The organism is Sphingomicrobium sp., from assembly GCA_036563485.1.
Classification (GTDB): domain Bacteria; phylum Pseudomonadota; class Alphaproteobacteria; order Sphingomonadales; family Sphingomonadaceae; genus Sphingomicrobium.
Genome location: DATCMI010000001.1, coordinates 2,102,761 through 2,125,154, shown reverse-complemented (window position 1 = coordinate 2,125,154; position 22,394 = coordinate 2,102,761). Strand labels below are relative to the sequence as shown.

Below are 22,394 nucleotides of genomic sequence, written 5' to 3'. Positions count from 1 at the left end.
AAACTTATGGCGAAAAACGAAGCACAGGAAGTCAATGACGGCGATGCGGGCGATGCGCCCCTCATCGACCTCAACGACGTGGCGGTTAAGAAGCTCATCGCCCGCGCCAAGAAGCGCGGCTACATCACTGTCGACGAGCTCAACGAAGCCCTCCCCTCCGACCAGATGAGCCCCGACCAGATCGAGGACATCATGTCCGCGATCAACGACATGGGCGTCCAGGTCGTCGAGAATGAGGAAAAGGGCGAGGACGACGAGGAGGACGACAAGGACTCCGATTCCTCGACCGAGGACGAGGTCGATCCCTTGGACGACGGCGGGCCGCGCCCCGCCGCGGCGACCAAGAAGGAGCCGACCGACCGCACCGACGATCCGGTGCGCATGTACCTTCGCGAAATGGGCGCCGTGGAGCTGCTCAGCCGCGAGGGCGAGATCGCCATCGCCAAGCGCATCGAGGCCGGCCGCGACATCATGATCTGGGGCCTTTGCGAAAGCCCGATCACCTTCAACGCCATCATCGACTGGTCGAACGCGCTCAACGAAGGCCGCATGCAGCTGCGCGAGATCATGGACTTGGAAGCCATGCTCTCGAAGGGCCCGACGGCCGAGCAGCTGACCGAGACCGAGGAAGGCGGCGAGAACGCGGAAGGCGAAATCAGCGAGAAGGTCGCCGGCCCCTCGATCAAGGAAGAAGAGGAAGTCGAGGACGAGCCCGAGGAGAAGTCCGAGGACGACGAGGACATGGTCGACCGCCGCGCCAAGCCGCAGGCGTCCGACGATGACGACGACGACAACACTTTGTCGCTCGCCCAGATGGAAGAGACCCTCAAGCCCTCAGCGCTCGAGAAGTTCGCGACCATCACCTCCATCTACAAGAAATTCTCCAAGGTTCAGGCCGCGCGCATGGACGCGCTGCAGCTCGGCAACGAGCTCCCGGCCGCCGAAGAGAAGAAGTATCAGAAGCTTCGCGAGCAGCTGACCGCCGAGGTCGAAAGCGTCCAGTTCCACGGCTCGAAGATCGAGACCCTGGTCGAGGCGCTCTACGCCTACAACAAGCGCCTGATGGCGCTGGGCGGCCAGATGCTCCGCCTCGCCGAGCGCCACAAGGTCAACCGCAAGGCCTTCCTCGACGCCTACACCGGCCACGAGCTCGACGAGAATTGGGTCGCGGACGTCGCGAAGATCGACAAGAAATGGGCCGCCTTCGCCAACAACGAAGCGGACACGGTCGAGCGCATCCGCGCCGAGATCAGCGAGATCGCCCAGGCGACCGGCACTTCGCTCACCGAGTTCCGCCGCATCGTCAACATGGTGCAGAAGGGCGAGCGCGAGGCCCGCATCGCGAAAAAGGAAATGGTCGAAGCGAACCTCCGCCTCGTCATCTCCATCGCCAAGAAATACACCAACCGCGGCCTGCAGTTCCTGGACCTCATCCAGGAAGGCAATATCGGCCTGATGAAGGCGGTCGATAAGTTCGAATATCGCCGCGGCTACAAGTTCTCGACCTACGCGACCTGGTGGATCCGGCAGGCGATCACCCGCTCGATCGCCGACCAGGCGCGGACCATCCGCATCCCGGTCCACATGATCGAGACGATCAACAAGCTGGTCCGCACCGGCCGCCAGTTCCTCCACGAAACCGGCCGCGAAGCGACTCCGGAGGAGCTTGCCGAGCGCCTCTCCATGCCGCTCGAAAAGGTCCGCAAGGTCCTCAAGATCGCCAAGGAGCCGATCAGCCTCGAAACCCCGATCGGCGACGAGGAAGACAGCCACCTCGGCGACTTCATCGAGGACAAGAACGCGGTCATCCCGGTCGACGCCGCGATCCAGTCCAACCTCAAGGAAACGGTCACCCGCGTCCTCGCGTCCCTAACCCCCCGCGAAGAGCGCGTGCTGCGCATGCGCTTCGGCATCGGCATGAACACCGATCACACGCTGGAGGAAGTCGGACAGCAGTTCAGCGTCACACGCGAGCGTATCCGGCAGATCGAGGCGAAGGCGCTCAGGAAGCTGAAGCATCCGTCGCGTTCGAGGAAAATGCGTTCGTTTCTCGATCAGTAAGCCTGCGGCTTACTGATCGTTCGTCCTGAGCGAAGTCGAAGGGCGTCATTCAGCCGGCCGGCGCGCAAGCGAGCGGCCTAAGCCGCGCTGCGCAGACGCGTCCGACGTCACGGATTCACTCCGTGACGGCGCTTCCCCCTCTCCCGCCCCTCCTGTCCTGATCCGGGCCGGTTGGAACAGCGGTGCTTGGGCGCCCGTTGTTCCGCCTGCACCTCGCGGGCCCTGCCGAGCGAGGACGAACAGGAGGAAAAAAACCATGACCATCAAGATCAAGCACGCTTTGCTTGCCGCCACCGCGCTCGCGCTTCCCGCCGCCGCGCTCGCCCAGGACAATGTCGCCGCCCAGGCGAACGAGGTCGCGCAGCAGGCCGAAGAGCTTCAGCAGAGCGTTGCGCAGCTCGACAACAGCGTCGCCGCCACCGAGAACACGAACGACCGCGCGACCACGGAAGGCGACCGCAACCGCGATGATGACGACGACGACAGCGGCAAGTGGGGCCTGCTCGGCCTCCTCGGCCTTGCCGGCCTGCTCGGCCTCAAGCGCCGCGACCGCGACCATCATCACGATCATATCGACCGCGACATGGGCACCACGCGCGGCACCACCGGCACCCGCCTTTAAAATGAAAAGAGGGCCCGGTTCGCCGCCGGGCCCTCACCTTCTCAGGCCGCCTCGGCGGCAGCCCTTCGCTTCGGCTTAAAAGCTGGCGCTCTCCCGCTGGCGGCTCGAATTGTGGCCGCCGCTGCGGAACAGGATCTCGCGCGCCGTCTCGATCGGCACGCCGGCGTCGCTCGCGTCGACCGACACGAAATAGCCGCCCTGGTTGATGCGCTCTTCATAATATTTGGCATCGTCGTCGCTGACGCCATGCTTGCTCAGCAGGCCCGACAGGCCGCCGGCAGTGGCGCCGATCGCCGCGCCGAGCCCGGCCGCTTCGGGAGCCGCCGAGGCCGCGATCGCGCCGGCAGCGGCGAGCGGGCCGACGCCGGGAATGGCGAGCGCTGCAAGGCCGAGCAGGCCGCCGGCGATGCCGCCGCCGATCGCACCCTTGACCGCGCCGCTGCCGTTCACGCCGTCGCCATCGTCGTCGTTAATGCCGCCGCTGGTGTCGCTATGCTCGCCGTGGCGGCCGATGACGGAGATGGCGTCGTCGCGGACGCCGGCCGACCGCAGCTCGCTCAGCGCGCGCTCGGCTTCTTCACGGCTGTCGAACACGGCCGATGCAATACGCTCACTCATGGAAATCCTCCTGTATGATGATCGGGGGTCGGGGCATTTCGCCCGCCCTCACCCAACAGTCGCAAGAGGCGCCCGTTCCTCTCCTGAAGCCGCGTGCAGGCAAGGCGATGCTGTGGTGCGTTGAGGTGCTGTCAGCGAGCCGCCGAGCGTCCGGGAATAACCCCCGCTGCGCATGCGCTTGGTACGGCATGATGCTCCACGCGCAGCCAGTGCGGGGCACTGGCGAGGATGGTGCAGATCATACGCTGGAGGAGGTTGGGCAGCAGTTCAGCGTTACGCGTGAGCTATTCGGTAGATCGAGGCGGAGTCGAAGACGAACGTAGGCTGGTGCAGCCAGCCGGAGGACAAGGCGCTGCGGAAGCTGAAGCATCCGTCGCGGTCACGGAAGATGCGGTCGGTCCTCGACCAAAAGCTGCTTGAATCTACGGCGACACTGCCACGCGAAAAATTGCCTCGGTCGTTTTCCGAAGGAACAGATCCGTTGTCGCAATAAGCTTGCGGGCGTCGTGGCTGATTGAATCCGCGGAGGCGCCTGGTTGAGCTATGATGACTTCGAACTCGACTTTCGATCTTCTCGCTTTTTCCTTGAAGAATGAAAGCTCCTTCATGCCACCTTTGAGAAATCTTGAGTAACCCTGCTTTCCCCACAGGTCCTGGCGCCGCTTGAGATCGAGATAGAGCGCCGTCATGCCGCTGTGCTTAACAGCAATGGATTTTTGCGCTTGACCGCACAATGTATAAAAATTGCGGATATCGCCAGAGATCCGCCCCTCATGAGCGTTCTTGCAATGGACTAAACATAGCCGGATCGTCGATTCATCAACATTCCTGAGGGCAACTAGGTCGGCAGCTTCCCCGGGACCATCGTCGTTGAAAACGAGTTCAAAGTCGTCGTTGATCTTTTCGAACGCCCTAAACTGGATGGTGTCAGCGTCCCTCGACTTACCCATCGATTCTCTATTGAGCGGAATACCCTTCCAATCCCAGACCTCAAGTCGCTCAACTGGGTATTCACCTGCACTGAGCCGTGCAGGAATATGATAGCAATTGTACGAGTAAGTGCCGTCCGCGTAGCGCATGATAAGCGGATCAATTTTGAAATAGTCGATGATGGGCACCGCCCCTGCACCTCGTCGGACGAATTGCACCGGCGGGCCCGAAATCTGATCATGTCGATATCCGCCCGGCAGGGAACTGGAGATCGTTAGTCGATAAGTCGCGTGGATTCCGTCCGTCGATAGACGGAAGTCAATCGCGCCGTCATCGGCCACTGCCTCGATATCAAGATCGATTAAGAACAGTGGCACCTCTCGTGACCCAAAGAGCACCTGCCTATCGCCGAAGCGCATCTGGGCTTGCTCGCCCCACTGCACGGAAATCGGATGCGATTCATGGGGACTCGTGAGGAGCACTGGTCGCAGAAAATCTTTGATGATGTTTGCGACGTCCTCGCTTTCAGTAGAAATCTTGGAGAAGGTACGGGCAGCCCAGTCCATCCATTCAGTGATTGTTCCTCGTCTTTGCTGCCAGACCTTACCTCGACGCTGCGTCCCGCCCCAAAGGACACGCTCTCCGTCTTCGTATCCAAGGCAAGCTACGTTGTTCAGTTCGGACTGAGCTTTCTCGATCAGAGCCAAGCCTTCAGTCACGTTTGGGCCGAAATACGAGGTAAAGCTAATTGCCCCGATCCGTGACGACCCGAGGCTTTTCACGAGCGGCAGCTCAACGTTGTTCAGGATGCGAAATATCGGCGAGCCCTTCACCAACTCCGTGCTTTCGTCCGTGACCGCTTGCGCCATCTTCTCGGAGTTTAAGCCGTTGTAGTCGCTAGCGAAGAGACACAGGGAGCCATCGGATTTATCCCACTTCAGGATAAGTAGGTCGTAGGTTCTATCTAGAAGGTCATCATAGTCGCCCCAACCAACCTTCCTTTCCAATGAAACGACGGCGACGAGAAGCGCCCTCTCCTCATTGAGCGAAAACCAAGCCTCGGCGCTCTTCGGAAGCACAGAACGGAATGCTTCAGGATTCCATTCGTCGCATGTTGTTCGGTAAAACTGGGCCGAGAGTGCGGGTCGTAGATTCCAGAGCGAAAGGAGCCCGTGCAGGTCGCCCTTTTCGCGAAGCGCATACACCACCTCCTGCAGGTCGACTTCCGTCTCGATCCGCTCCTCGCTCAGGCGCTGGATTAGCTGATCCCAATCTGCCCCTTCAGCGTACAGATCTGAGAGCTTCTTCTCTGCCACCGGGTCGGCGATGTTCGTGACTACTGTCGCATCGCCGACGGTGCCCGAGGCACCTTTTCTCGTGAATCGCCCGATGAATTGCAGAGTAATTGCCAGCGATTTGTGAGCATCATGAAGAGCAGCAATTTTCAGATTAGGCAGGTCGAACCCCTCGCCGAGCATGTCGACGCAAACAACGACCCGCGACTTGTCTGACGCGTTGGAGCGGATCGCATCTAACGCCTTCTTGTTCGCGCTTGCTTGCCCCGTGCCGGAATACACAACCACGGGATGAAATTCGGCGCCTAGTTCGCGATAGATGTTTCCTACTTCATCCGCACGTTCCCGAGTCTCGGTGCGAGCCATAATCAAGTGGTCGTAGCCAGCCGACAAGTCATCCCGCAGCGCTTTCAGGGCAGCTATCGCAATCGCCCGGTCGCGGTCGTGCTGATCCCCATACTCCTCGACGGTGTGGAGATGGATGGGGCGATAATAGCCAGCCGCTTGAGCATCGCCAAGTTTGTAGTTGAAGATGATCTTGCCATCGACGCGCTTCCCATCGCGCCGAAACGGAGTAGCCGTGAACTGAACGATGCGCTTGTCTGCGAACTGAGACTTGATCGTCGCCCAGCTAGCAGCTGTCACGTGGTGCGCCTCGTCGACGAAAAGGTCGGAGCAACCATCCGTAAGTGCGACGAGGGCGTCAGGATTACTAGCTCGCAGAGTGTTCGGTAGAGTAACAATTACGTTCGCTTCGTTCAGGAGCTCTCGAGCCTCGTCTAAGTTCTTCAAACCCCCGCTGACGACGGCAACCCGCGGCCCTGGCAACTCCTCTGGGACAACTTCGGCAGTGGGAAGCACGCCGAGCGAGACAAACTTTCGAGCGATCTGAGTTCTCAACGCGTCGCTCGGAACGAGCACGAGTGTTCGTGCTGGGCGTCGATAAACTTGCGCCGCAAGCATAGTCTCTGTTTTGCCGGTCCCAGTCGGGAGCACGACTGTAGCGGCGTCGAATGTGCGGCCCACTGCGAAATGGGCAGAGATCGCGTGAAGTGCGCCAACTTGGGGCCTGCGTAGTCCTGCTGAACCGGCGTCCTCGTCCTCCTCACGAAAAGCGAACGCATTGGTCCAACTAGCCAACACCTTCTCGGGAGTATCGGCATAGGTTTCGAGGCGGCCAAGGGCTTCCCACCTAAGTTCCAAATGGTCGCCGTCTGCGGAACCGTGGATTTTGACCACTGGCTGCGAAGTCTCCAACCTTCGCGCACCTTTGTGACGGACAAGCAGGCGATCGAAGGGCGCAGAGATGTCACGAAGAACTAACTCATCATGCCCTTTGTACTGCGAATCCGACAGCTCGGCTTTGCGAACAATCCCGCGAAAAACCTCCTGATAGATCCAGTTTTGCCCGATCTTCTTTTTGCGATCCGGAAGAGCTGGAAGGAAAACCGTTCCACGCCACTTCGGAAATAGTCCCACATCCCCCCCTAACCCGAGCCCTTAGAGAGTAGCGCAGGTCTCACGGGAGTAAATGCCGTGACGTCAGACGGGCTCGGCTGCGCCGACCCGCTGGCCGGGTGCTCAACGGCTCTTCGGCCTAAGCTGCGCTCGCATTGCCCCGCTTAGCTCAGGCTCGGCCTACGCCCGACGAACCCAGGGTTCTTCGGTTCGGAGCACCGTCATCCCCAACTCCCAAGGCCGGCACAGCAACCCGGCAGCATCCGGCGGCCCGTCGAGCCAGTCCCCCCAATCCTCCCGCGGCAGTATCGCCGGCATGCGATCGTGGACGCCCCGCACATGCTCGCACGCCTCGGTCATCACCATCGAGTAAGCCGGCCCCCATTCCGCCGTGTCGCGCCAGATGCCGGCGACGGCGAACAGCTCTTCATCGGGCAGGGAGAACCAGGTGCGCGTTTTTGATCCTTTCTCCCCTTCCGCTTCGCAGAAGGCGGTGACGGGGATCAGGCAGCGGCGCTCGCGGAAGCTGTGGCGCCACATGAAGCTGTCGAGCTTGTCGGTGCGGCAATTGTTGACCGGCTTGGGCTTCAGCGGCTGGCCGTTCTTGCCCTTCAGCGTCAGCGGGAAGCCCCAGCTCATCTGCCGGACCCGCAAGCCGCCGATCCCGAGGTCCGGCGCGACCACCAGCCCCGGGTAGCCGGGATAAACGGTGTCGCCGGCATTGCCGCCCTTGTCGGCAACCGCGTCGAACAGCTGCGCGACTTCCTCGGCCGATTGCTTGAGTTTGTAGAGGTTGCACATAGCCTTGAGCCACCGAGCATAAGACGAAATTCGCGTCGCGAATATCGGCTTATGTCGAAGAGATGGTGAGAGCCGGCCAGCGGGGCTGCGCAAGCAGAGCCCGACTGACGTCACGCGATTCACTCGCGTGACGGCTGCCCTCTCCAAGCCAGCCCAGCCCGCAATTTCGCTGTCCTACATCACCCCTTTTGTGGCTTAAGCTCGTCGATGCGAGAGCCGAGCCGTCCGGACCGAAACCGACAAAGCCGACACACCCCCCCTCCCCCCGCTTCGGCGAAGGGGCCGAGGGCGCAACAATGACAGTTTCCAGGGCGTCGCGCCCCGTCGCTCGGGACGCCCGACTGGCCGCGCACTGCCGCCCGCCGCGGCAACCGGCGCGAGGCCAGCGCGTTGTTTCGGCAAAAGAAGTTGTGAGGTTTACGATGGACTACGACCAGTTCGTAGCCGTCGGTTCGCTTGAAAGAATGGACGCGCGGTTGTTGACGCCGTCGTTCGAAAATTTGTGGCCCGTGGACAAAACGCCGCGTTTCGGCGGTCTCATCGCGGCCATCGACGAAGCCGACCGGCGGCTGCCGCAGCCGCAAGGGCACCCGTCGCGCTAATGCGCGGCGGGGCGCTCGCACTTGGACGGGCAGGCTGCAAAGCCCCAGCAATGAACTTTGCGCTTGGCGTGCCAAAGCTCCATCTGGTGCCCCTCGCCGCATTCGGCGTCGGCAAGCGCGATCGCCTCATGGTCGTCCGGCGCGACGATCTCGCGCGGAAATTGAAGCGTGCCCGACCCGTCGAGCACGTACAAACGATATTCCTGCATTCCCCACCCCATGGTTATGCGGCTGGAATATAAGGCTTTTCATGAACGCGAAATGATCTCGATCAGGTTTCGCTGCTCTTCATTTCCCCCCTTGAGCCTCAAGCCCGCCGCTTCACCGCGCCGCCCCGCAACCAGGCTAACGCTACATTTGTAGCGGATTTTGCTTGCAGCAGCGCTACAATTGTAGCACATCATGTGCGACTCGGGAAAACAAGGGACTTCGACCATGACCAAGCCGATCGCTTCTTTGCGCTTCAACGCCCGCGGCGTCGCCGCTGCTGCCGCGCTCGCCGTTTCCGCTCTGACCCTGACCGCGACCGCTGGTCCGGCTTGGGCGCATCCAGCCGGCGAATCCGCCGACCGGTTCAGCTATGTCTTGTTCGGATCGGGCGACAGCTCGTCGACGATGAACGGCGGCAGCGGCGACTGGGCGCGCGCCAAGGCGCTGCGCACCGCCGGCGAACCCCTGCTCTACTTCCGTAACGGCGGTTCCGCTTACGTCATCCGCGACGCCGCGACGCTGCGCCGCGCCAATGAGTTGATGGAGCCGCAGCGTGCGCTTGGGGCGCGCCAGTCGGCGCTCGGCGAGCAGCAATCGGCGCTCGGCCGCCGCCAAGCTGCCTTGGGGCAGCTGATGGCCAATGCGCGGCTCAGCGAGCTGTCGGAACTCGGCCGCCAGCAGTCCGCGCTCGGGGCGCAGCAGGCAGCGCTCGGGCGCCAGCAGGGCGACCTCGGCCGCGAGCAGGCTCGGCTCAGCCACATCGCCAGCGATCGGCTCCGCGCGCTCGTCGCCGACGCGCTCAGCCGCGGCCTCGCCCAGCGGGTCGACTGACCCGATCAGGACCGAACGGCGGAAACGAGGCGGCTTGCCTGGCTGTAGGGTGGGTTAGCCGAGCACTTCGAGTGCGGCGGCATAGGCTACCGCGTCGAAGCGCGGCTGCGCGGCCGCATCGGCCGGCTTGGGGTAGAACGGTCTAAGGGACGGCCGGCGTTTCCAGCTCGTCGGACTGGTTGTCGATTTCATTCGTATCTGGTGCGGCAATCGCCGCTTTCCTTTCTGCTAGTTCGTTGCGCAGCGTCTCGCTTCGCCGAGCCTTGTCGGCGAGCGCCTGCCACGCGGCTTCGGACCGGCGGCAACGCTCTCGCACATGGTCGAGCGTTGCCGCTTCCGCCTGCCCTCGTGCTTCTTCCGCCCTATCGAGCAGGAATTGCAGGTTGGAGCTGCGGATGATCGGTCCGGCCAAGATTATTCGCCGTCGGCGGACTTGAGGTTCACTGCGGCCATCTTGCCGCGGCGGTCTTCCTCGAGGTCGAAAGTCACGCGCTGGTTCTCGCGCAGGCTCTGCATCCCCGAGCGCTCGACGGCGCTGATGTGGACGAAGGCATCATTTCCGCCGCCATCCGGCGCGATGAAGCCATAGCCCTTGCTCTCGTTGAAAAATTTCACAGTTCCGGTCGTCATAGTCATTCCTTCAGTGCACGGGCGGCGAAGAAGTGCCGTCCGCTTCGTGGCGGCTAGGAGCCCAGAGAGAAGGAAGAGAGGAGCCGCAAAGCGCCTGAAGACCGTCCATTTGCGACTAGTAGCGAAGACTATGTAGGCCATTGGCGGCCGGATTGTAAGGGCGCGCCGACGAAACCCCCTCAGCGCGCCCGTTCGGCCTCGGCAAGAACCTTGCGCACGTCGTTGCTCGGGATCGCAAAGCCGATGCCGATATTGCCGGCGCCGGCTTCGTTCCGGCTGGGGCTGAACAGGGCCGAGTTGATGCCGATCACGCGCCCGTTGAGGTCGATCAGCGCGCCGCCGGAATTCCCCGGGTTGATCGGCGCATCGGTCTGGATCATCCGCCGCGGATCGCCCTGCGCAATCGGACGGTCGGTGGCGCTGACGATGCCGCTGGTCACCGTCTGGCCGAGCCCAAACGGATTGCCGATGGCGACGACATAGTCGCCGACCTCGAGCTTGCTGCTGTCGCCGAGCGCAATCGACGGCAGGTCGCGTCCCTCGATCCGAAGCACCGCAAGGTCGAGCTGCGGCGCCATCGCGACCGGCACCGCGGCAAGCTGCCGCCCGTCCTTGAGGCCCACCTGCACCGCGCGGGCATTTTGGATGACGTGGAAATTGGTGATCACCAGTCCACGTGCACCGTCGACGATCACACCCGAGCCGGCAGCGACGGTCGGCTGAAGCGCCGCGTCGGGAATGCCGAAATAGCGGCGGTAGAACGGATCCTGGAGCAAGGGATTCTGCTCCGCCGGCGACGGCTGGATGGTCGCGATGTTCACCACCGCCGGCGCGGTCTTCTTGACCAGGGGCGAGAGGCTTTCCTCTGCCGGCCCGGCGAGCACCCGCGGCTCGGCGGGCGCAGTCCCGCCGATCGGCAGCAGCCGCGAGACGACGCCGCCGATCACCGCGGCGATCAGCAGGAAGACGAACAGCAGCAGGAACGGGAACTTGGGCGCGACGCCCGGACGCTCATTCATCGACTGCGTCAGCCCTGCACCGGCTCGCCCTCGGGCGCTCCCCGACCGAGCTTGTCGGGAAGGTTCTCACCGTTGGGCGTGAAGTCGAGGCTGACCGAGTTGATGCAGTAGCGCTGCCCGGTCGGCGGCGGTCCGTCGTCGAACACATGGCCCTGGTGCGATCCGCAGCGAGCGCAGACGATCTCCGTGCGCACCATGCCGTAGCTCGTGTCGCGGATATATTCGAGGTGCCCTTCCGCGAACGGCTGGGTGAAGCTCGGCCAGCCGGTGCCGCTTTCGAACTTGGTGCCGCCGTTGAACAAAGGCAGGCCGCACAGCCGGCAGGTGAACACGCCGGCGCGCTTCTCGTGCAGGAAGGTGCCGCAGAACGGCGCTTCGGTCCCGTGCTCGAGCAGGACGTGCCGCTCCTCGCTGCTCAGGTCGGCGACCAACTCCTGCAATTGCTGTTCGCTCGGGGGTGTGAGATCGAACGCGGATGTCGTCGCGGTGTCGGCCATGGATCGGCTTCTCCTTCAGTTGCCGTTTAACATGGGAATGCGATGGGCGTCTGTCGATGCGCTGGATCCTCGCCTTGCTTCTGTTCGCCGTTTCTGCGGCCGCGGCCGCACAGTCGCCGCTGTCCGGCAGAGAGGCGCTTGCACGCGATGCCGAGGAATATGCGCTCCAGCTCCGGGTCAGCCCGGCCGAGGCGCTTCGCCGCCTCAAGGCGCAGCAGGCGAGCGTTGCCGTGACGACTGCCCTAGCTGCTGAATTTGCCGATCGCCTGGCCGGCATCTCGATCGAACATGCGCCCGAATACCGGATCATCGTGCTGCTGAAGGGCGACGAGCCCGTCGCGGAGCGGCGTGCGGCCGGCGTCCCGGTCGTCTTCAAGACAGGCGCCAAGGCGACGCATGCCGAAGCCGTCGCCGCCATGCGCCGCCACCTGATCGACATCCGCACCGACCTGCCAGGCGCGCGAGGCGCCGGTTATGATCAGCGCACGGGACAGGTGGTCCTGCTCGTCACGCCAGCCGACGCGACGCGGTTCGGCATCGACGAACTGCGCGCCCGTGCCGAGAAGATTAGTGGCGTGCCGGTCTCGATCGCGGTGAACGAACTCGACGAGAGCAACATGACCATCGACGGCGGAAGCCGGGTCGAAGGCGTCAGCGCCGTAACCGGCAAGCGCAGCCGCTGCACCACGGCTTTCGTCGTGACCAATGGCGAAACGAACGCGATCACCACCGCCGCCCACTGCCCCGACCAGCTGACCTATGTGTCGCGTGGCGGCGATACTGCCGAGCTGCCGATGATCGGGTCTTGGGGTGCGGCGTACCAAGACGTGCAGATCAACGGCAGCGACAATTCACCCGAGCCGATCTTTCACGCCGACCGCGGCGCAGACGCCGCCCGGCGGCTCGCCACCTGGCGCAACGTCGCAAGCACCCGCGCCGGCGAGTTCGTCTGCCATTATGGGGAGAGCACCGGCTACAGTTGTTCTATCGTCGAGCTGACCGACTATGCGCCGCCCGGCGACCTGTGCGGCGGCCCCTGCTCGCCAACCTGGGTCACCGTCAAAGGCCCGTCATGCATGCCCGGCGACAGCGGCGGCCCGGTATTCAGCGGTGACGTCGCCTTCGGCATCGCCAAGGGCATCAACCGCAACGAAGGCGGCCGCTGCGTCTTTTATTATTATATGTCGACGGATTATCTGCCGCAGCCGTGGCGGCTGCTTACGACGGGCGATGTCCCGCAAGCGCCACGACGTCCCCGCGCTGCTGATCGTTAGTGCCGGGCACGGGTTCGGCCGGGTCGTTGCCGATCTTCACGACGCGGTTCTGCTCGTCGACATGGACCACCGTCGGCTTCAGCGCCTTGGCCTCGGCATTGTCGAGCACCGCATAGCTCATGATGATGACGAGGTCGCCCGGGTGGACGAGGTGCGCCGCGGCACCATTGATGCCGATCACGCCGCTGCCGCGCTCGCCGGGGATCACATAAGTCTCGATGCGGGCGCCATTGGTGATGTCGACGATCGCCACCTGCTCGCCTTCAAGCAGGTCGGCGGCCTCCATCAGGTCGGAGTCGAGCGTGACCGACCCGACATAATGCAGGTCGGCCTGCGTCACCGTTGCCCGGTGGATCTTCGACTTCATCATGATCCGCATCATCGGAATAGCGCTCCAATGGTCCCCATGTTGGCCTGTATATAGGGACTGTTCGTCGAAACCATATGCTGCATTGCAATATCGCACTTGCAGCACGCGGTGCAAATTCCCAACTGTCAGCTGCGCGACTTGGCGGGTTTTCCGAACCCGGCGCTAGTCGTCGTCAGTACCGCGTTGGATTCTTTCACTTTTCGAATTTGGCACGGGTCTTGCTCAGCATTGGGCACAAGATTTTTGCCATGGAGTGAGCAAATGGAAGCGCAACAGAATCAGGTCGCCCTGCCCTTTCGGTCCCACACGATTTTGGGCGTGTGCGAGGCGATCGGCGAGGATTTCGGCTTCAACCCCGTCTACCTGCGCGCGCCGCTTGCCGCCTCGGTGATTCTCTCCCCGCAGATCGCCGTCGGCACTTATCTGGCGCTCGGCGTCATCGTGCTGATCTCGCGCTTGCTCTTCCCGAAGGCGAAGGCGCAGCCCTCGGCCGCCGTGGAAACGAGCGTCGCCGAAGCGGCGCCGGTTGCGGCGAACGAACAGCGGGAGTTGGCGAAGGCCGCTTAATCCGGCAGCCGCGGCGGCTTAATAGTCGCCGCGCGCTTCCGCCCGCGCTTCGAGAAGATCGAACAAGGCGCGGTGCTGGAGCAGCAACTGCTCTCCGCCGAACGCAAGCGCACGAGCGCTTCCCGGCGTCTCGGCCGCGGCGTCCACCACATCCAAGACCGAAGCCTCGTCGGGCAGCGATGGCGCCGGCGGCTCCGTGCCTACCCTTGCAGCAGCGCGGTCGAGCAGGCGGCGCACCGGCCACCAGTCGCAGACCAGCGCCGTTGCGGCGCCGATCGAGCAGCCGTCGCGTTCCGAATTGGCGAGAGTCTCCAGCGCATTGCGCGCCGTCGCGAGGCTCGTCTCCGTCTCCATGGCGCCGGGCGTGCTCGGAAGCGGCCCCACTGCCGACGTTAAGCGAACCAGGTACAGGCGCTCGCGCTCGAAGCCGTCGGATGCGCGGGAAAGCCAATCGTGGACACTGCCCTTGGGGCAGCGCTGAAGCGCCAGTTCGATGAGGCCAGGATAGCGGCCGTGAAGGCTGCACAGCAGGTGGACGGCGTCGGACAGGTCGCGCGCGGTGTGCGGACCGGTGCCTTCGAGCAAGGCGGCAAGATGCGGGTGCCGCGCCGAGCCTTCGCCGGCGACGCGGGCGAGCTGGCTCGCGGCAACGCTGATCACCGGGCTCGTTTCGACTGACCGGTTACTCGCCATCCATCTCCCCTCGTGCTTCCGCGGAACTGTCTTCAAGGCGACGATCCTAGCGCCGAGGGCGTAAAGACCGGGTTTATGGGGAGGTAAGCTTTCGGGAACCCTGTTGGTTCACCGGCCGATTACCCGCACGCGCCGTTGATCGGCTTCGCTAGTTCCCCGGACTAGCTCCAGGCGATCAATCGTCCCGGTAAGCCAGTTCGAAATTCCCCCAGCGGCGGCCCTTCACGAACAAAGGCACGAACACGTTCTTCACCGGGATGAACTTGTCGCCGAGCTCCATGCGATAGGTGGCGAGCGTCGCCGGCTTCTCGCTGGCGAGCGCCATGCGCGTCGTGTCGTCGATCAGGATCCGCTTGTTGCGGCAATGTTCGTCGTTCCACACCGGGTCGGGACCCTGCGGATGGCTGCGCTCCGATAAATGGGTCGGCAGGTAACCGTTCATGTCACCGATCGCGGAGCCGATGATGCGGCTGTCGCTGCCCTTGATGCGGTCGAGGATCGGCTGAACGTGGCGGTCTGCCGCGCCGTTGAAGCGCACGTCGTACTGCACCGGGTTGGAGCCTTCGACGATCTTGTAATCGCGGTCGAAGACATCTTCGACGCTGACCTCGCCGCTGTCGATCGCCCGCTCGATGGCGATGCGGATCTGGCGGCAGGCGTCCTGCGCCTTGAGGATGAACGGCGTGTCGTCGATCTCCGCGCCTGAATTCGCAAGCGTGTCCAGCATGGTGTTCGACAAAAGCTCGAGGTGGCCGAGCCGCTTTTCGGCGGTCTTCAGTTCCTGGCCGTTGTCGCGGGCGTCGGCGGCGAAGTCGGTCAGGCCCGCCTTCACCCGATCGACGCTGGTCTGGATCATGCTCGTCGAGTGGGCGATGCCTTCGGTCTGGCGGTCGACCATGCCGACGATCTCGCTGACTTCGCGAACCGTGTCGCTGATGGTGCCGAAGCCCGACTGGGCGGCGCGGCTGCGCTCGACGCCGGTCTTGATTTCGTTGGTGACGGCGCTCGCTTCCCGGGTCAGCTCGCCGATGGTCGAGGCGATCTGGCTGGTCGCCGCACGGGTGTCGTGCGCCAGCTTCTTCACTTCGGCGGCAACGACCGCAAAGCTGCGCCCGGCATCGCCGGCGCGCGCGGCTTCGATGGTGGCGTTGAGCGCCAGCATGTTCGTCTTGCGGGCGATGGTCTCGATCGTCGACGACACCGTCTGCACCTGGTTCATCGCCGAAGCGAAGCCGGCCATGCGCTCGCCGAGCTGGACGACCAGTTCGGTCAGCCCCTTGAACCCGTCGATGGTGCCTTCGATGGCTTCACGGCCTGCGTCGAGCTTGGCTTTCGCCTGCTCCGAGAGCAGCCGCGCTTCGTCCGTGGAATCCGACACGCGCGCCTGGTCGGCGAGCAGCCGCGTCGTCACTTCCTCGAGCTGGTCGAGCATCTTGAGATGCTCGCTAATCCGTGTCGCGACGCCCTGGACGTAGCCGGCGACATCGCTGCACTCCATCGACAGCGACCCGCAATCGCGCGCAACGGCGCGAATGGCGTTTTCCGTGACTTCCTCGATCCCCGCAGTGGCCATGTCGAGCCGAGCTCCCGCAAATGTTCACGGGCGGAGATACGGGGAACGTCCTACTTCTTCGTTAACCACGCTCCTCAGTAGAGCAGGTGCGGCTTCCGCTCCTCGTCCCAGGCACGCTCGTCGGGGACGGTGATCGCGTCGAGGTCGCCGGCGTTGCTATCCGCATCGTCGACCCACTCGCGAAGCAGCGGCGAGCCGTTGATGACGTCGATCGCTAGCTTGTCGAACTCATATTCGTACGGGAAGTCCCGCCACAAATCGTAGTCGGGATAGAGCCGGCGGATCGCCTTGAAGGCGAGCGCCTGCAGCCGCCACGGCTTGAATGCGTCATGGTCGTAGAACGGCCCTTCGGCATGGATGAAGACGCCGTTGCACAGCTCGCCGACATGTTTGTGGAAGGTCGGCTGAAAATAGATTTCGCGCAGCTTGCACCCCGCAAGCCACTCCGGCGCAAACGCCTGCATTTCTGCAATGACCTTGCGCGGCTCGATGCCCGGCGCGCCGAACAGCTCGAGCGGCCGCGTCGTGCCCCTGCCCTCGCTGAGCGTGGCGCCTTCCAGCATCACCGTCCCGGCATAAGAGCGCGCCATGTTGAGGTTTGCGGCATTTGGGCTCGGGTTGATCCAGACGCGCTCTTCGGGCCAGCCGAAGCCCGGTGCCTCTTCCGGCCGCCAGCTGTCCATTTCGACCACGTGGTAATCCACGTCGAGCTTGAAATGGTCGATGAACCAGCGCCCGAGTTCTCCGAGCGTCATCCCATGCCGCATCGGCATCGGCCCGGCGCCGACGAAGCTTTCCCATCCCTCGCGCAAGGTCAGTCCTTCGACCGGCCGTCCCGCGGGATTGGGCCGGTCGAGCACCCAGACGCTCTTGCCATGCTCCGCCGCCGCTTCGAGCACGTAGAGCAGCGTCGTCACGTAGGTGTAGATACGGCAGCCGAGGTCCTGGAGGTCGACGAGGATCGTGTCGAACGTGCCCATCGATTGGCCGGACGGCCGACGGACCTCGCCGTAGAGGCTGAACACGGGGATGCCGTAGGTCGGATCGGTGAAGTCGGGCGACTCCATCATATTGTCTTGGAGGTCGCCGCGAACGCCATGCTGCGGCCCGAACACCGCCGTCAGGTTCAGCCCCGCCGCCATCAATGCATCCAAACTGTGCGTCAGGTCACGGGTGACCGACGCCGGGTGGGCAAGAAGCGCCACGCGCTTGCCCTCCAGCGGCCGGCGAAGCTCAGGGTCGGCGAGAAGCCGGTCGATTCCGAACAGGGTCATGGCCGCTGATTAGGCGAGCCGCGCAGTGAAGCAACCGGGGTCATGGAAGTCGGGCTTCTCTCCGCCATGCGCGAGGGCCCAGTAGGACTTGGCGCCGTCCTTTTCCTCGAGCACCGCCGAAAGCCCGAGCTGCCAATGCACTCCTGACGGCACGGCGATGGTCGCGCCGAGCGTCCACCAGGTGAGGTTGTCCTCCATTCGTATATAAGGAGGGGCGCCGACGTCGGCGTCGCGCATCCCCTCGCGATAGCTGTTGAAATCGTAGGCAGCCCAGGCGCCGCCGGGCGCGAAATTCCACTCGCGATAAGCCTCGTCGCCCTCCGCGCGCAGGAAGGCTTCAAAGCAGGTCGTCTGCCACAATCCATCGCGCCGCTCGCCTGCAGCTTCGGGGATTACGAATCGGTCGGCCGGCGCGCCAATACCGAACCAGATATTGGTGGTCGCCATCGCTCCGAATGCTCCGGCATGGTCGACCGTGGCCCAGAGCTTGAGCTGCGGGTCCGCAGGCGCAGTCGCAGGGTGAGGAACAAGGGTCAGCTGCACGGCGGCTATCTACCCTGCTCCGGTCCTTCTTGACAGTTGCTCTACTGTACTATATCAGCAATACACATGCTGTCAGGGATTGACCGATGAACCGCACGCTCCCTCTTCGCATCGGCTTCTACACCTATGCGACGCTGCTCGCCCTCCTCACGCTCGAGGTCGCCGCCGTGTCGCTGCTTCGCTACTTCACCGATGTGTTGGCGCGTCCGGAAGTGGTCACCGACAACGCCTTCGCCAATCCTTATCTGGTCCTGCACGTGGCAGGCGGCGTCACGGCGCTCCTGCTCGGCCCGCTCCAGTTCGTCGCCCGCGTCCGCGAGCGTATGCCGCAGCTGCACCGCGCCAGCGGCCGCATCTATGCCGTCGCGATCGCAATCGGCGCGCCCGCGGGCCTGATGCTCTCGCTCGGGACGACGGCAGGTCCGATCGCCGGCGCAGGGTTCGCATTGATGGCAATCCTCTGGCCGGTGCTCACCGCGCTCGGCATCAAGGCCGCGATCGACGGCCGCTTCGAAGATCATCGCGCATGGATGATTCGTTCCTATGCGCTAACCGCCGCCGCGCTGACGCTGCGCCTGATGCTGCCCTTCGCGGGCCTCGTCCTCGCCATCCCCTTCACCCCCGCCTACCGTGTGATCGCGTGGATCTCGTGGATGACGAACCTCGCTATCGCCGAGTTCTACTTGCGTCGGAAGGCCCGTTTGGCCATCCCGTCCCTGCAGCCGGCCACCGCCTGATTGCGACCGCGGTGCCGGCGCGCTACGCGCCGCACCGATGACCGAATACCGCTCCGACCTCCTCAAGCTCCTCGACGAGCGCGGCTACATTCACCAGCTGACCGACGCCGAAGGGCTGGACACCCTCGCGCAGAAGGAGGTCGTGACCGGCTATATCGGCTTCGATGCGACGGCGCCGAGCCTCCACGTCGGAAGCCTCGTCCAGATCATGCTCCTGCGCGGGCTGCAGCAGGCGGGGCATAAGCCGATCGTGCTGATGGGCGGCGGCACCACCAAGGTCGGCGATCCCACCGGCAAGGACGAAGCGCGCAAGCTCCTTTCGGACGAGGACATCGCGAACAACATCGCCGGCATCCGCAAGGTTTTCGAACGCTTTCTGACCTTCGGGGACGGCCCGACGGATGCGGTCATGGTCAATAATGACGACTGGCTGGCGAAGCTCGAATATATCCCGTTCCTGCGCGACATCGGGCGGCACTTCACGATCAACCGCATGCTGACCTTCGACAGCGTCCAGCTGCGGCTCGAGCGCGAACAGCCGCTGACCTTCCTCGAGTTCAATTACATGATCCTCCAGGCCTATGATTTCCTGGAGCTGTCGCGCCGCGCCGGCTGTCGCTTGCAGATGGGCGGGTCCGACCAGTGGGGGAATATCGTCAACGGGATCGAGCTGACGCGGCGGGTCAGCGGCACCGAGGTGTTCGGCGTGACCACCCCGCTGATCACCAACCCCGACGGCTCGAAGATGGGCAAGACCGCCAAGGGCGCGGTGTGGCTCAATGAAGACCTGCTCAGCGCCTATGATTATTGGCAGTTCTGGCGGAATGCCGATGACGGCAATGTCGGCACCTTCCTCCGGCGTTTCACCGAACTACGGCTCGACGAGGTGCGCCGGCTGGAATCGCTCGAAGGCGCCCAGATCAATCAGGCCAAGATCGTGCTGGCGACCGAAGCGACGGCAATGCTGCACGGCCGCGAGGCTGCCGAAGCGGCGGCTCGCACCGCTGCGGAGACCTTTGCCGGCGGCGGCGCTGGCGAGGACCTGCCGTCGTTGACGCTCTCCGACGGCATGACCGTCGCTCAAGCGCTGACCGCCCTCGGGTTCACGGCGTCGAACGGCGAAGCGAAGCGCAAGGTCGCGGAAGGCGCGGTGCGGCTCAACGACCAGCCAGTCAGCGATCCGGCGTCACCAGCGGTTGAAGGCAAGATCAGCCTCGGCAAGAAGAAGCACGGGCTGCTGGTCCGCTAGCTGCGGCGGACGAGCACGACCCCGGCAACGACGAGAACGGCGCCCGCCACCCGGCCGATGTTGATCGGCTCGCGTGCCAGCCCGAGCGCCCCGAAATGGTCGAGCAGCAACGCAACGGCAATCTGCCCGGCAATGCCGATAGTGATCAGCGCGGCAACGCCGATCCGGGGCGCTGCATAAGCGGCAACGGCGACATAGATGGCGCCGTAAAGCCCGCCGATCCAGGCGTAGGCCGGCAAGTTGCCGAAGGCTGCCGTGCCCGGCCGGTTGCCGCTGGCGACCCAGGCCGCAAGCAATGCGACGGTGCCCACCGCGAAGGAAATCAGCGCGGCGAGCACCGGCGATCCCCCGGCGCGGGCAAGGATCGCGTTGGTTGGCGCCTGGAGCGCAATCATCCCGCCCGCGAACAGCACGAGCAGGATCGGCAGAAGTGGCGCTGCTGGCATTCGTTATTTCCTATCCTGATCTGATGAGGCCGACGGCCTGGTCGCGTTCGAACAGATAAAGGCAGATGCGCGCCGCCTGGCCGCGCTCGCCCTTCAGCCCGCCGTCGTGGTCGAGCAGCAGCTGCGCGTCGCTCTGGGCGATCGGCGCCAAGCTTGCGACATCCTCCGGCGTCGCGGCCCGGAACGCCTCCTCTCCCGACTGGCGCGTGCCCAGGATCTCGCCGGGGCCGCGCAGGCGAAGATCTTCCTCGGCGATCCGGAAACCGTCATTGCTCTCGCGCATCAGCGACAGGCGGGCGCGGCCGACCTCGGTCAAATTGCCGCCGCGGATCAGCAGGCAGGTGCTCTTGCCCGACCCGCGCCCGACGCGCCCGCGCAGCTGGTGAAGCTGGGCCAGCCCGAACCGCTCCGCCCCCTCGACGATCATCAAAGTCGCGTTCGGCACGTCGACGCCGACCTCGATGACCGTCGTCGCCACGAGGACGGCCAGCTCGCCCGAGGCGAAGCGCCCCATCACATCGTCCTTTTCCGGCCCCTTCATGCGCCCATGCACCAAGCCGATCTTGTCGGCGCCGAACCGCTGCTGGAGCACCCGCGCCCGCTCCTCAGCCGCGGCGGCGTCGCTCTTCTCGCTCTCCTCGACCAGCGGGCACACCCAATAGGCCTGCCCGCCCGAGGCGATGTGCCGGCCTAGTCCTTCGACGATCTCCGGCAGCTTCTCGTCGCTGATCACCCGCGTTTCGATCGGCGTTCGTCCCGGCGGCATCTCATCGATGCGGCTGACGTCCATCTCACCATATTGGGTCAGCGTCAGGGTCCGCGGGATCGGCGTTGCGGTCATCACGAGCAGGTGCGGCGGATGCTCGGCCTTCGACGCGAGCAGCAGCCGCTGCGACACGCCGAACCGATGCTGCTCGTCGATCACAGCAAGGCCGAGCTTCTTGTACCCGACCTTCTCCTGGAAGATCGCATGGGTGCCGACGAGGATGTCGATCGAGCCGTCGGCAAGGCCCATCAGCACACTGTCACGAGCCCTCCCTTTCTCGCGCCCGGTCAGGATCGCGACGCGGACGCCGATGCTGTCGAGTTGCTTGAGCAAGGTCGCATGATGCTGCCGCGCGAGGATCTCGGTCGGCGCCAGCAGCGCCGCCTGTGCCCCGCTCTCGACCGCGGCAAGCATGGCCATAAGCGCGACCAGCGTCTTGCCCGACCCGACATCGCCCTGCAGCAGGCGAAGCATCGGCGCGCTCTGCGCCATGTCGCCGTGGATCTCGCCAATCACGCGCCGCTGGGCGCCCGTGAGTTCATAGGGCAGGCTGAGCTTGCCAATCAGCGCTCCGGTGCCCGGCAGCGGCACCGTGCGATGCCGCCGCTGCGATTGCCGAAGCAGGAGCAAGGCCAACTGGTTGGCGAAGATTTCGTCATAGGCGAGCCGCTTGCGCGCCTGCTCGGCCGAAGGTTCGCGATGAAGCAGCGCGAGCGAGCCGCGCCACCCGCTCCAGCCCTCGCGCCCGAGCAGCCCCGGCTCGATCCACTCCGGCAGCTCCGGCGCGCGTTCGAGCGCATCGCGCACCAGCTGCCCGATCCTCTTGTTGGTCAGTCCCTCGGTCAGCGGATAGACCGCCTCGCGGAGCTGCGGCGCCGCCCCCTTGCCCGGCTCCGCGACTTCCGGATGGATGATCTGCCACTCGTCGCCATAAGCCTCGAGCTTGCCCGAGACCGTGCGCGTCTCGCCCATGGGCAGGCTTTTCTTCGCCCAGCCCGGATTGTTGAAATAGGTGAGGGAGATGGTGTTGCCCTCGCGATCGGAGGCGTAGACGCGCGTCGGTCCGCGCCCGCCCGGCCGCGGGCCGCGGCTGTCGAACGGCGTCAGCTCAAGGATCACATTGCGCCCGAGCAGCGCCGCGCTGGCGGCCGGCGCGGCAACTCGTTCGATCGAGCCGGTCGGCAGATGATAGAGCAGGTCGACGGCACGGCTGATGCCCAGCTTCTTGAGCAGCTTGGCGACCTGCGGCCCGACTCCGGGCAGCGCCTCCACCTCGGTGAACAAGGGGTTGAGGATTTCGGGCCGCATGTGCGGTTGTTAGCGTCTTG

Annotated in this window: 23 protein-coding genes; 8 read left to right on the top strand and 15 right to left on the bottom strand. The window is 64.3% G+C overall.

The window, feature by feature from the left end; all coding sequences use genetic code 11:
• Positions 1–6: 6 nt before the first annotated feature.
• Complete coding sequence (rpoD, locus tag VIL42_11130; protein ID HEY8593398.1) at positions 7–2,061, top strand: RNA polymerase sigma factor RpoD; 2,055 nt, start codon at positions 7–9, stop codon at positions 2,059–2,061.
• Positions 2,062–2,317: 256 nt separating this feature from the next.
• Positions 2,318–2,683: a WGxxGxxG family protein gene (locus VIL42_11125; GenBank protein HEY8593397.1), complete on the top strand. Its 366-nt coding sequence runs from the start codon at positions 2,318–2,320 to the stop codon at positions 2,681–2,683.
• Positions 2,684–2,758: 75 nt separating this feature from the next.
• On the opposite strand, the gene VIL42_11120 is transcribed toward VIL42_11125, so the two are convergent.
• The 3 genes from VIL42_11120 to VIL42_11110 form a co-directional block, all read right to left on the bottom strand.
• Positions 2,759–3,301: a hypothetical protein gene (locus tag VIL42_11120; GenBank protein ID HEY8593396.1), complete on the bottom strand. Its 543-nt coding sequence runs from the start codon at positions 3,299–3,301 to the stop codon at positions 2,759–2,761.
• 422 nt (positions 3,302–3,723) lie between these two features.
• Complete coding sequence (locus tag VIL42_11115) at positions 3,724–7,005, bottom strand: DEAD/DEAH box helicase family protein (protein ID HEY8593395.1); 3,282 nt, start codon at positions 7,003–7,005, stop codon at positions 3,724–3,726.
• A gap of 159 nt (positions 7,006–7,164) precedes the next feature.
• Entirely contained in the window at positions 7,165–7,785 is a 621-nt protein-coding gene (locus tag VIL42_11110; protein HEY8593394.1) for an SOS response-associated peptidase family protein, read from the bottom strand.
• Positions 7,786–8,207: 422 nt separating this feature from the next.
• Here VIL42_11110 and VIL42_11105 point away from each other — a divergent pair, with 422 nt between their 5' ends.
• Entirely contained in the window at positions 8,208–8,387 is a 180-nt protein-coding gene (locus tag VIL42_11105; GenBank protein HEY8593393.1) for a hypothetical protein, read from the top strand.
• Here VIL42_11105 and VIL42_11100 read toward each other — a convergent pair.
• Positions 8,384–8,596 carry a hypothetical protein gene (locus tag VIL42_11100; GenBank protein HEY8593392.1) on the bottom strand — a complete coding sequence of 71 codons (213 nt, stop codon included), beginning with the start codon at positions 8,594–8,596 and terminating at the stop codon, positions 8,384–8,386. The genes VIL42_11105 and VIL42_11100 overlap by 4 nt on opposite strands.
• A gap of 226 nt (positions 8,597–8,822) precedes the next feature.
• Here VIL42_11100 and VIL42_11095 point away from each other — a divergent pair, with 226 nt between their 5' ends.
• Positions 8,823–9,428 (top strand): hypothetical protein, encoded by a 606-nt coding sequence (locus VIL42_11095; protein HEY8593391.1) that lies wholly within the window; start codon positions 8,823–8,825, stop codon positions 9,426–9,428.
• 142 nt (positions 9,429–9,570) lie between these two features.
• Here VIL42_11095 and VIL42_11090 read toward each other — a convergent pair whose 3' ends face one another.
• The 4 genes from VIL42_11090 to msrB all read right to left on the bottom strand — a co-directional run bounded on the left by VIL42_11090 (position 9,571) and on the right by msrB (position 11,574).
• Positions 9,571–9,840: a hypothetical protein gene (locus VIL42_11090; protein HEY8593390.1), complete on the bottom strand. Its 270-nt coding sequence runs from the start codon at positions 9,838–9,840 to the stop codon at positions 9,571–9,573.
• A 2-nt stretch (positions 9,841–9,842) separates the two neighbouring features.
• The gene (locus VIL42_11085; protein HEY8593389.1) at positions 9,843–10,064 is read right to left on the bottom strand and encodes a cold-shock protein; all 222 of its coding nucleotides are present in this window, start codon (positions 10,062–10,064) and stop codon (positions 9,843–9,845) included.
• Positions 10,065–10,237: 173 nt separating this feature from the next.
• Positions 10,238–11,077, bottom strand: coding sequence for a trypsin-like peptidase domain-containing protein (locus VIL42_11080; protein HEY8593388.1), 840 nt, complete (start codon positions 11,075–11,077; stop codon positions 10,238–10,240).
• A gap of 8 nt (positions 11,078–11,085) precedes the next feature.
• The gene (gene msrB, locus VIL42_11075; GenBank protein ID HEY8593387.1) at positions 11,086–11,574 is read right to left on the bottom strand and encodes a peptide-methionine (R)-S-oxide reductase MsrB; all 489 of its coding nucleotides are present in this window, start codon (positions 11,572–11,574) and stop codon (positions 11,086–11,088) included.
• Positions 11,575–11,630: 56 nt separating this feature from the next.
• Here msrB and VIL42_11070 point away from each other — a divergent pair, with 56 nt between their 5' ends.
• Entirely contained in the window at positions 11,631–12,848 is a 1,218-nt protein-coding gene (locus VIL42_11070; GenBank protein HEY8593386.1) for a hypothetical protein, read from the top strand.
• Here VIL42_11070 and panD read toward each other — a convergent pair.
• A complete protein-coding gene (gene panD, locus VIL42_11065; protein ID HEY8593385.1) occupies positions 12,793–13,230 on the bottom strand; it encodes an aspartate 1-decarboxylase in 438 nt (145 codons plus the stop codon). The two genes, VIL42_11070 and panD, sit on opposite strands and share 56 nt — an antisense overlap.
• A 249-nt stretch (positions 13,231–13,479) precedes the next feature.
• Between panD and VIL42_11060 the strand changes: the two genes are divergently transcribed.
• Positions 13,480–13,785 carry a PspC domain-containing protein gene (locus tag VIL42_11060; protein HEY8593384.1) on the top strand — a complete coding sequence of 102 codons (306 nt, stop codon included), beginning with the start codon at positions 13,480–13,482 and terminating at the stop codon, positions 13,783–13,785.
• Between the two features lie 18 nt (positions 13,786–13,803).
• Here the strand turns inward: VIL42_11060 and VIL42_11055 are convergent, their stop codons facing one another.
• The 4 genes from VIL42_11055 to VIL42_11040 all read right to left on the bottom strand — a co-directional run bounded on the left by VIL42_11055 (position 13,804) and on the right by VIL42_11040 (position 17,868).
• The gene (locus tag VIL42_11055) at positions 13,804–14,478 is read right to left on the bottom strand and encodes a hypothetical protein (protein HEY8593383.1); all 675 of its coding nucleotides are present in this window, start codon (positions 14,476–14,478) and stop codon (positions 13,804–13,806) included.
• 175 nt (positions 14,479–14,653) lie between these two features.
• A complete protein-coding gene (locus VIL42_11050; GenBank protein HEY8593382.1) occupies positions 14,654–16,051 on the bottom strand; it encodes a methyl-accepting chemotaxis protein in 1,398 nt (465 codons plus the stop codon).
• A 74-nt stretch (positions 16,052–16,125) separates the two neighbouring features.
• Positions 16,126–17,325, bottom strand: a complete 1,200-nt coding sequence (locus VIL42_11045) for a DUF1343 domain-containing protein (protein HEY8593381.1) — start codon at positions 17,323–17,325, stop codon at positions 16,126–16,128.
• Between the two features lie 9 nt (positions 17,326–17,334).
• On the bottom strand, positions 17,335–17,868 hold the full coding sequence (locus VIL42_11040) for a DOMON-like domain-containing protein (protein ID HEY8593380.1): 534 nt from the start codon (positions 17,866–17,868) through the stop codon (positions 17,335–17,337).
• 86 nt (positions 17,869–17,954) lie between these two features.
• Here VIL42_11040 and VIL42_11035 point away from each other — a divergent pair, with 86 nt between their 5' ends.
• Positions 17,955–18,605 (top strand): DUF2306 domain-containing protein, encoded by a 651-nt coding sequence (locus VIL42_11035; protein HEY8593379.1) that lies wholly within the window; start codon positions 17,955–17,957, stop codon positions 18,603–18,605.
• A 37-nt stretch (positions 18,606–18,642) separates the two neighbouring features.
• Positions 18,643–19,854 carry a tyrosine--tRNA ligase gene (gene tyrS, locus VIL42_11030; GenBank protein ID HEY8593378.1) on the top strand — a complete coding sequence of 404 codons (1,212 nt, stop codon included), beginning with the start codon at positions 18,643–18,645 and terminating at the stop codon, positions 19,852–19,854.
• Here the strand turns inward: tyrS and VIL42_11025 are convergent.
• Entirely contained in the window at positions 19,851–20,300 is a 450-nt protein-coding gene (locus VIL42_11025; GenBank protein ID HEY8593377.1) for a DMT family transporter, read from the bottom strand. The genes tyrS and VIL42_11025 overlap by 4 nt on opposite strands.
• Before the next feature lie 10 nt (positions 20,301–20,310).
• Complete coding sequence (gene recG / locus VIL42_11020) at positions 20,311–22,374, bottom strand: ATP-dependent DNA helicase RecG (GenBank protein ID HEY8593376.1); 2,064 nt, start codon at positions 22,372–22,374, stop codon at positions 20,311–20,313.
• Between the last annotated feature and the right edge of the window lie 20 nt (positions 22,375–22,394).

What these genes read in the sequence shown, in the direction of transcription:
- VIL42_11050 (HEY8593382.1), bottom strand. Translation starts at nt 16,051, where the DNA reads ATGGCCACTGCGGGGATCGAGGAAGTCACGGAAAACGCCATTCGCGCC.
- VIL42_11100 (HEY8593392.1), bottom strand. Translation starts at nt 8,596, where the DNA reads ATGCAGGAATATCGTTTGTACGTGCTCGACGGGTCGGGCACGCTTCAA.
- VIL42_11060 (HEY8593384.1), top strand. Translation starts at nt 13,480, where the DNA reads ATGGAAGCGCAACAGAATCAGGTCGCCCTGCCCTTTCGGTCCCACACG.
- rpoD (HEY8593398.1), top strand. Translation starts at nt 7, where the DNA reads ATGGCGAAAAACGAAGCACAGGAAGTCAATGACGGCGATGCGGGCGAT.
- VIL42_11045 (HEY8593381.1), bottom strand. Translation starts at nt 17,325, where the DNA reads ATGACCCTGTTCGGAATCGACCGGCTTCTCGCCGACCCTGAGCTTCGC.
- VIL42_11070 (HEY8593386.1), top strand. Translation starts at nt 11,631, where the DNA reads ATGCGCTGGATCCTCGCCTTGCTTCTGTTCGCCGTTTCTGCGGCCGCG.
- VIL42_11110 (HEY8593394.1), bottom strand. Translation starts at nt 7,785, where the DNA reads ATGTGCAACCTCTACAAACTCAAGCAATCGGCCGAGGAAGTCGCGCAG.
- VIL42_11125 (HEY8593397.1), top strand. Translation starts at nt 2,318, where the DNA reads ATGACCATCAAGATCAAGCACGCTTTGCTTGCCGCCACCGCGCTCGCG.
- recG (HEY8593376.1), bottom strand. Translation starts at nt 22,374, where the DNA reads ATGCGGCCCGAAATCCTCAACCCCTTGTTCACCGAGGTGGAGGCGCTG.
- VIL42_11025 (HEY8593377.1), bottom strand. Translation starts at nt 20,300, where the DNA reads ATGCCAGCAGCGCCACTTCTGCCGATCCTGCTCGTGCTGTTCGCGGGC.
- panD (HEY8593385.1), bottom strand. Translation starts at nt 13,230, where the DNA reads ATGATGCGGATCATGATGAAGTCGAAGATCCACCGGGCAACGGTGACG.
- VIL42_11035 (HEY8593379.1), top strand. Translation starts at nt 17,955, where the DNA reads ATGAACCGCACGCTCCCTCTTCGCATCGGCTTCTACACCTATGCGACG.
- VIL42_11095 (HEY8593391.1), top strand. Translation starts at nt 8,823, where the DNA reads ATGACCAAGCCGATCGCTTCTTTGCGCTTCAACGCCCGCGGCGTCGCC.
- VIL42_11080 (HEY8593388.1), bottom strand. Translation starts at nt 11,077, where the DNA reads ATGAATGAGCGTCCGGGCGTCGCGCCCAAGTTCCCGTTCCTGCTGCTG.
- VIL42_11120 (HEY8593396.1), bottom strand. Translation starts at nt 3,301, where the DNA reads ATGAGTGAGCGTATTGCATCGGCCGTGTTCGACAGCCGTGAAGAAGCC.
- tyrS (HEY8593378.1), top strand. Translation starts at nt 18,643, where the DNA reads ATGACCGAATACCGCTCCGACCTCCTCAAGCTCCTCGACGAGCGCGGC.
- msrB (HEY8593387.1), bottom strand. Translation starts at nt 11,574, where the DNA reads ATGGCCGACACCGCGACGACATCCGCGTTCGATCTCACACCCCCGAGC.
- VIL42_11055 (HEY8593383.1), bottom strand. Translation starts at nt 14,478, where the DNA reads ATGGCGAGTAACCGGTCAGTCGAAACGAGCCCGGTGATCAGCGTTGCC.
- VIL42_11085 (HEY8593389.1), bottom strand. Translation starts at nt 10,064, where the DNA reads ATGACTATGACGACCGGAACTGTGAAATTTTTCAACGAGAGCAAGGGC.
- VIL42_11105 (HEY8593393.1), top strand. Translation starts at nt 8,208, where the DNA reads ATGGACTACGACCAGTTCGTAGCCGTCGGTTCGCTTGAAAGAATGGAC.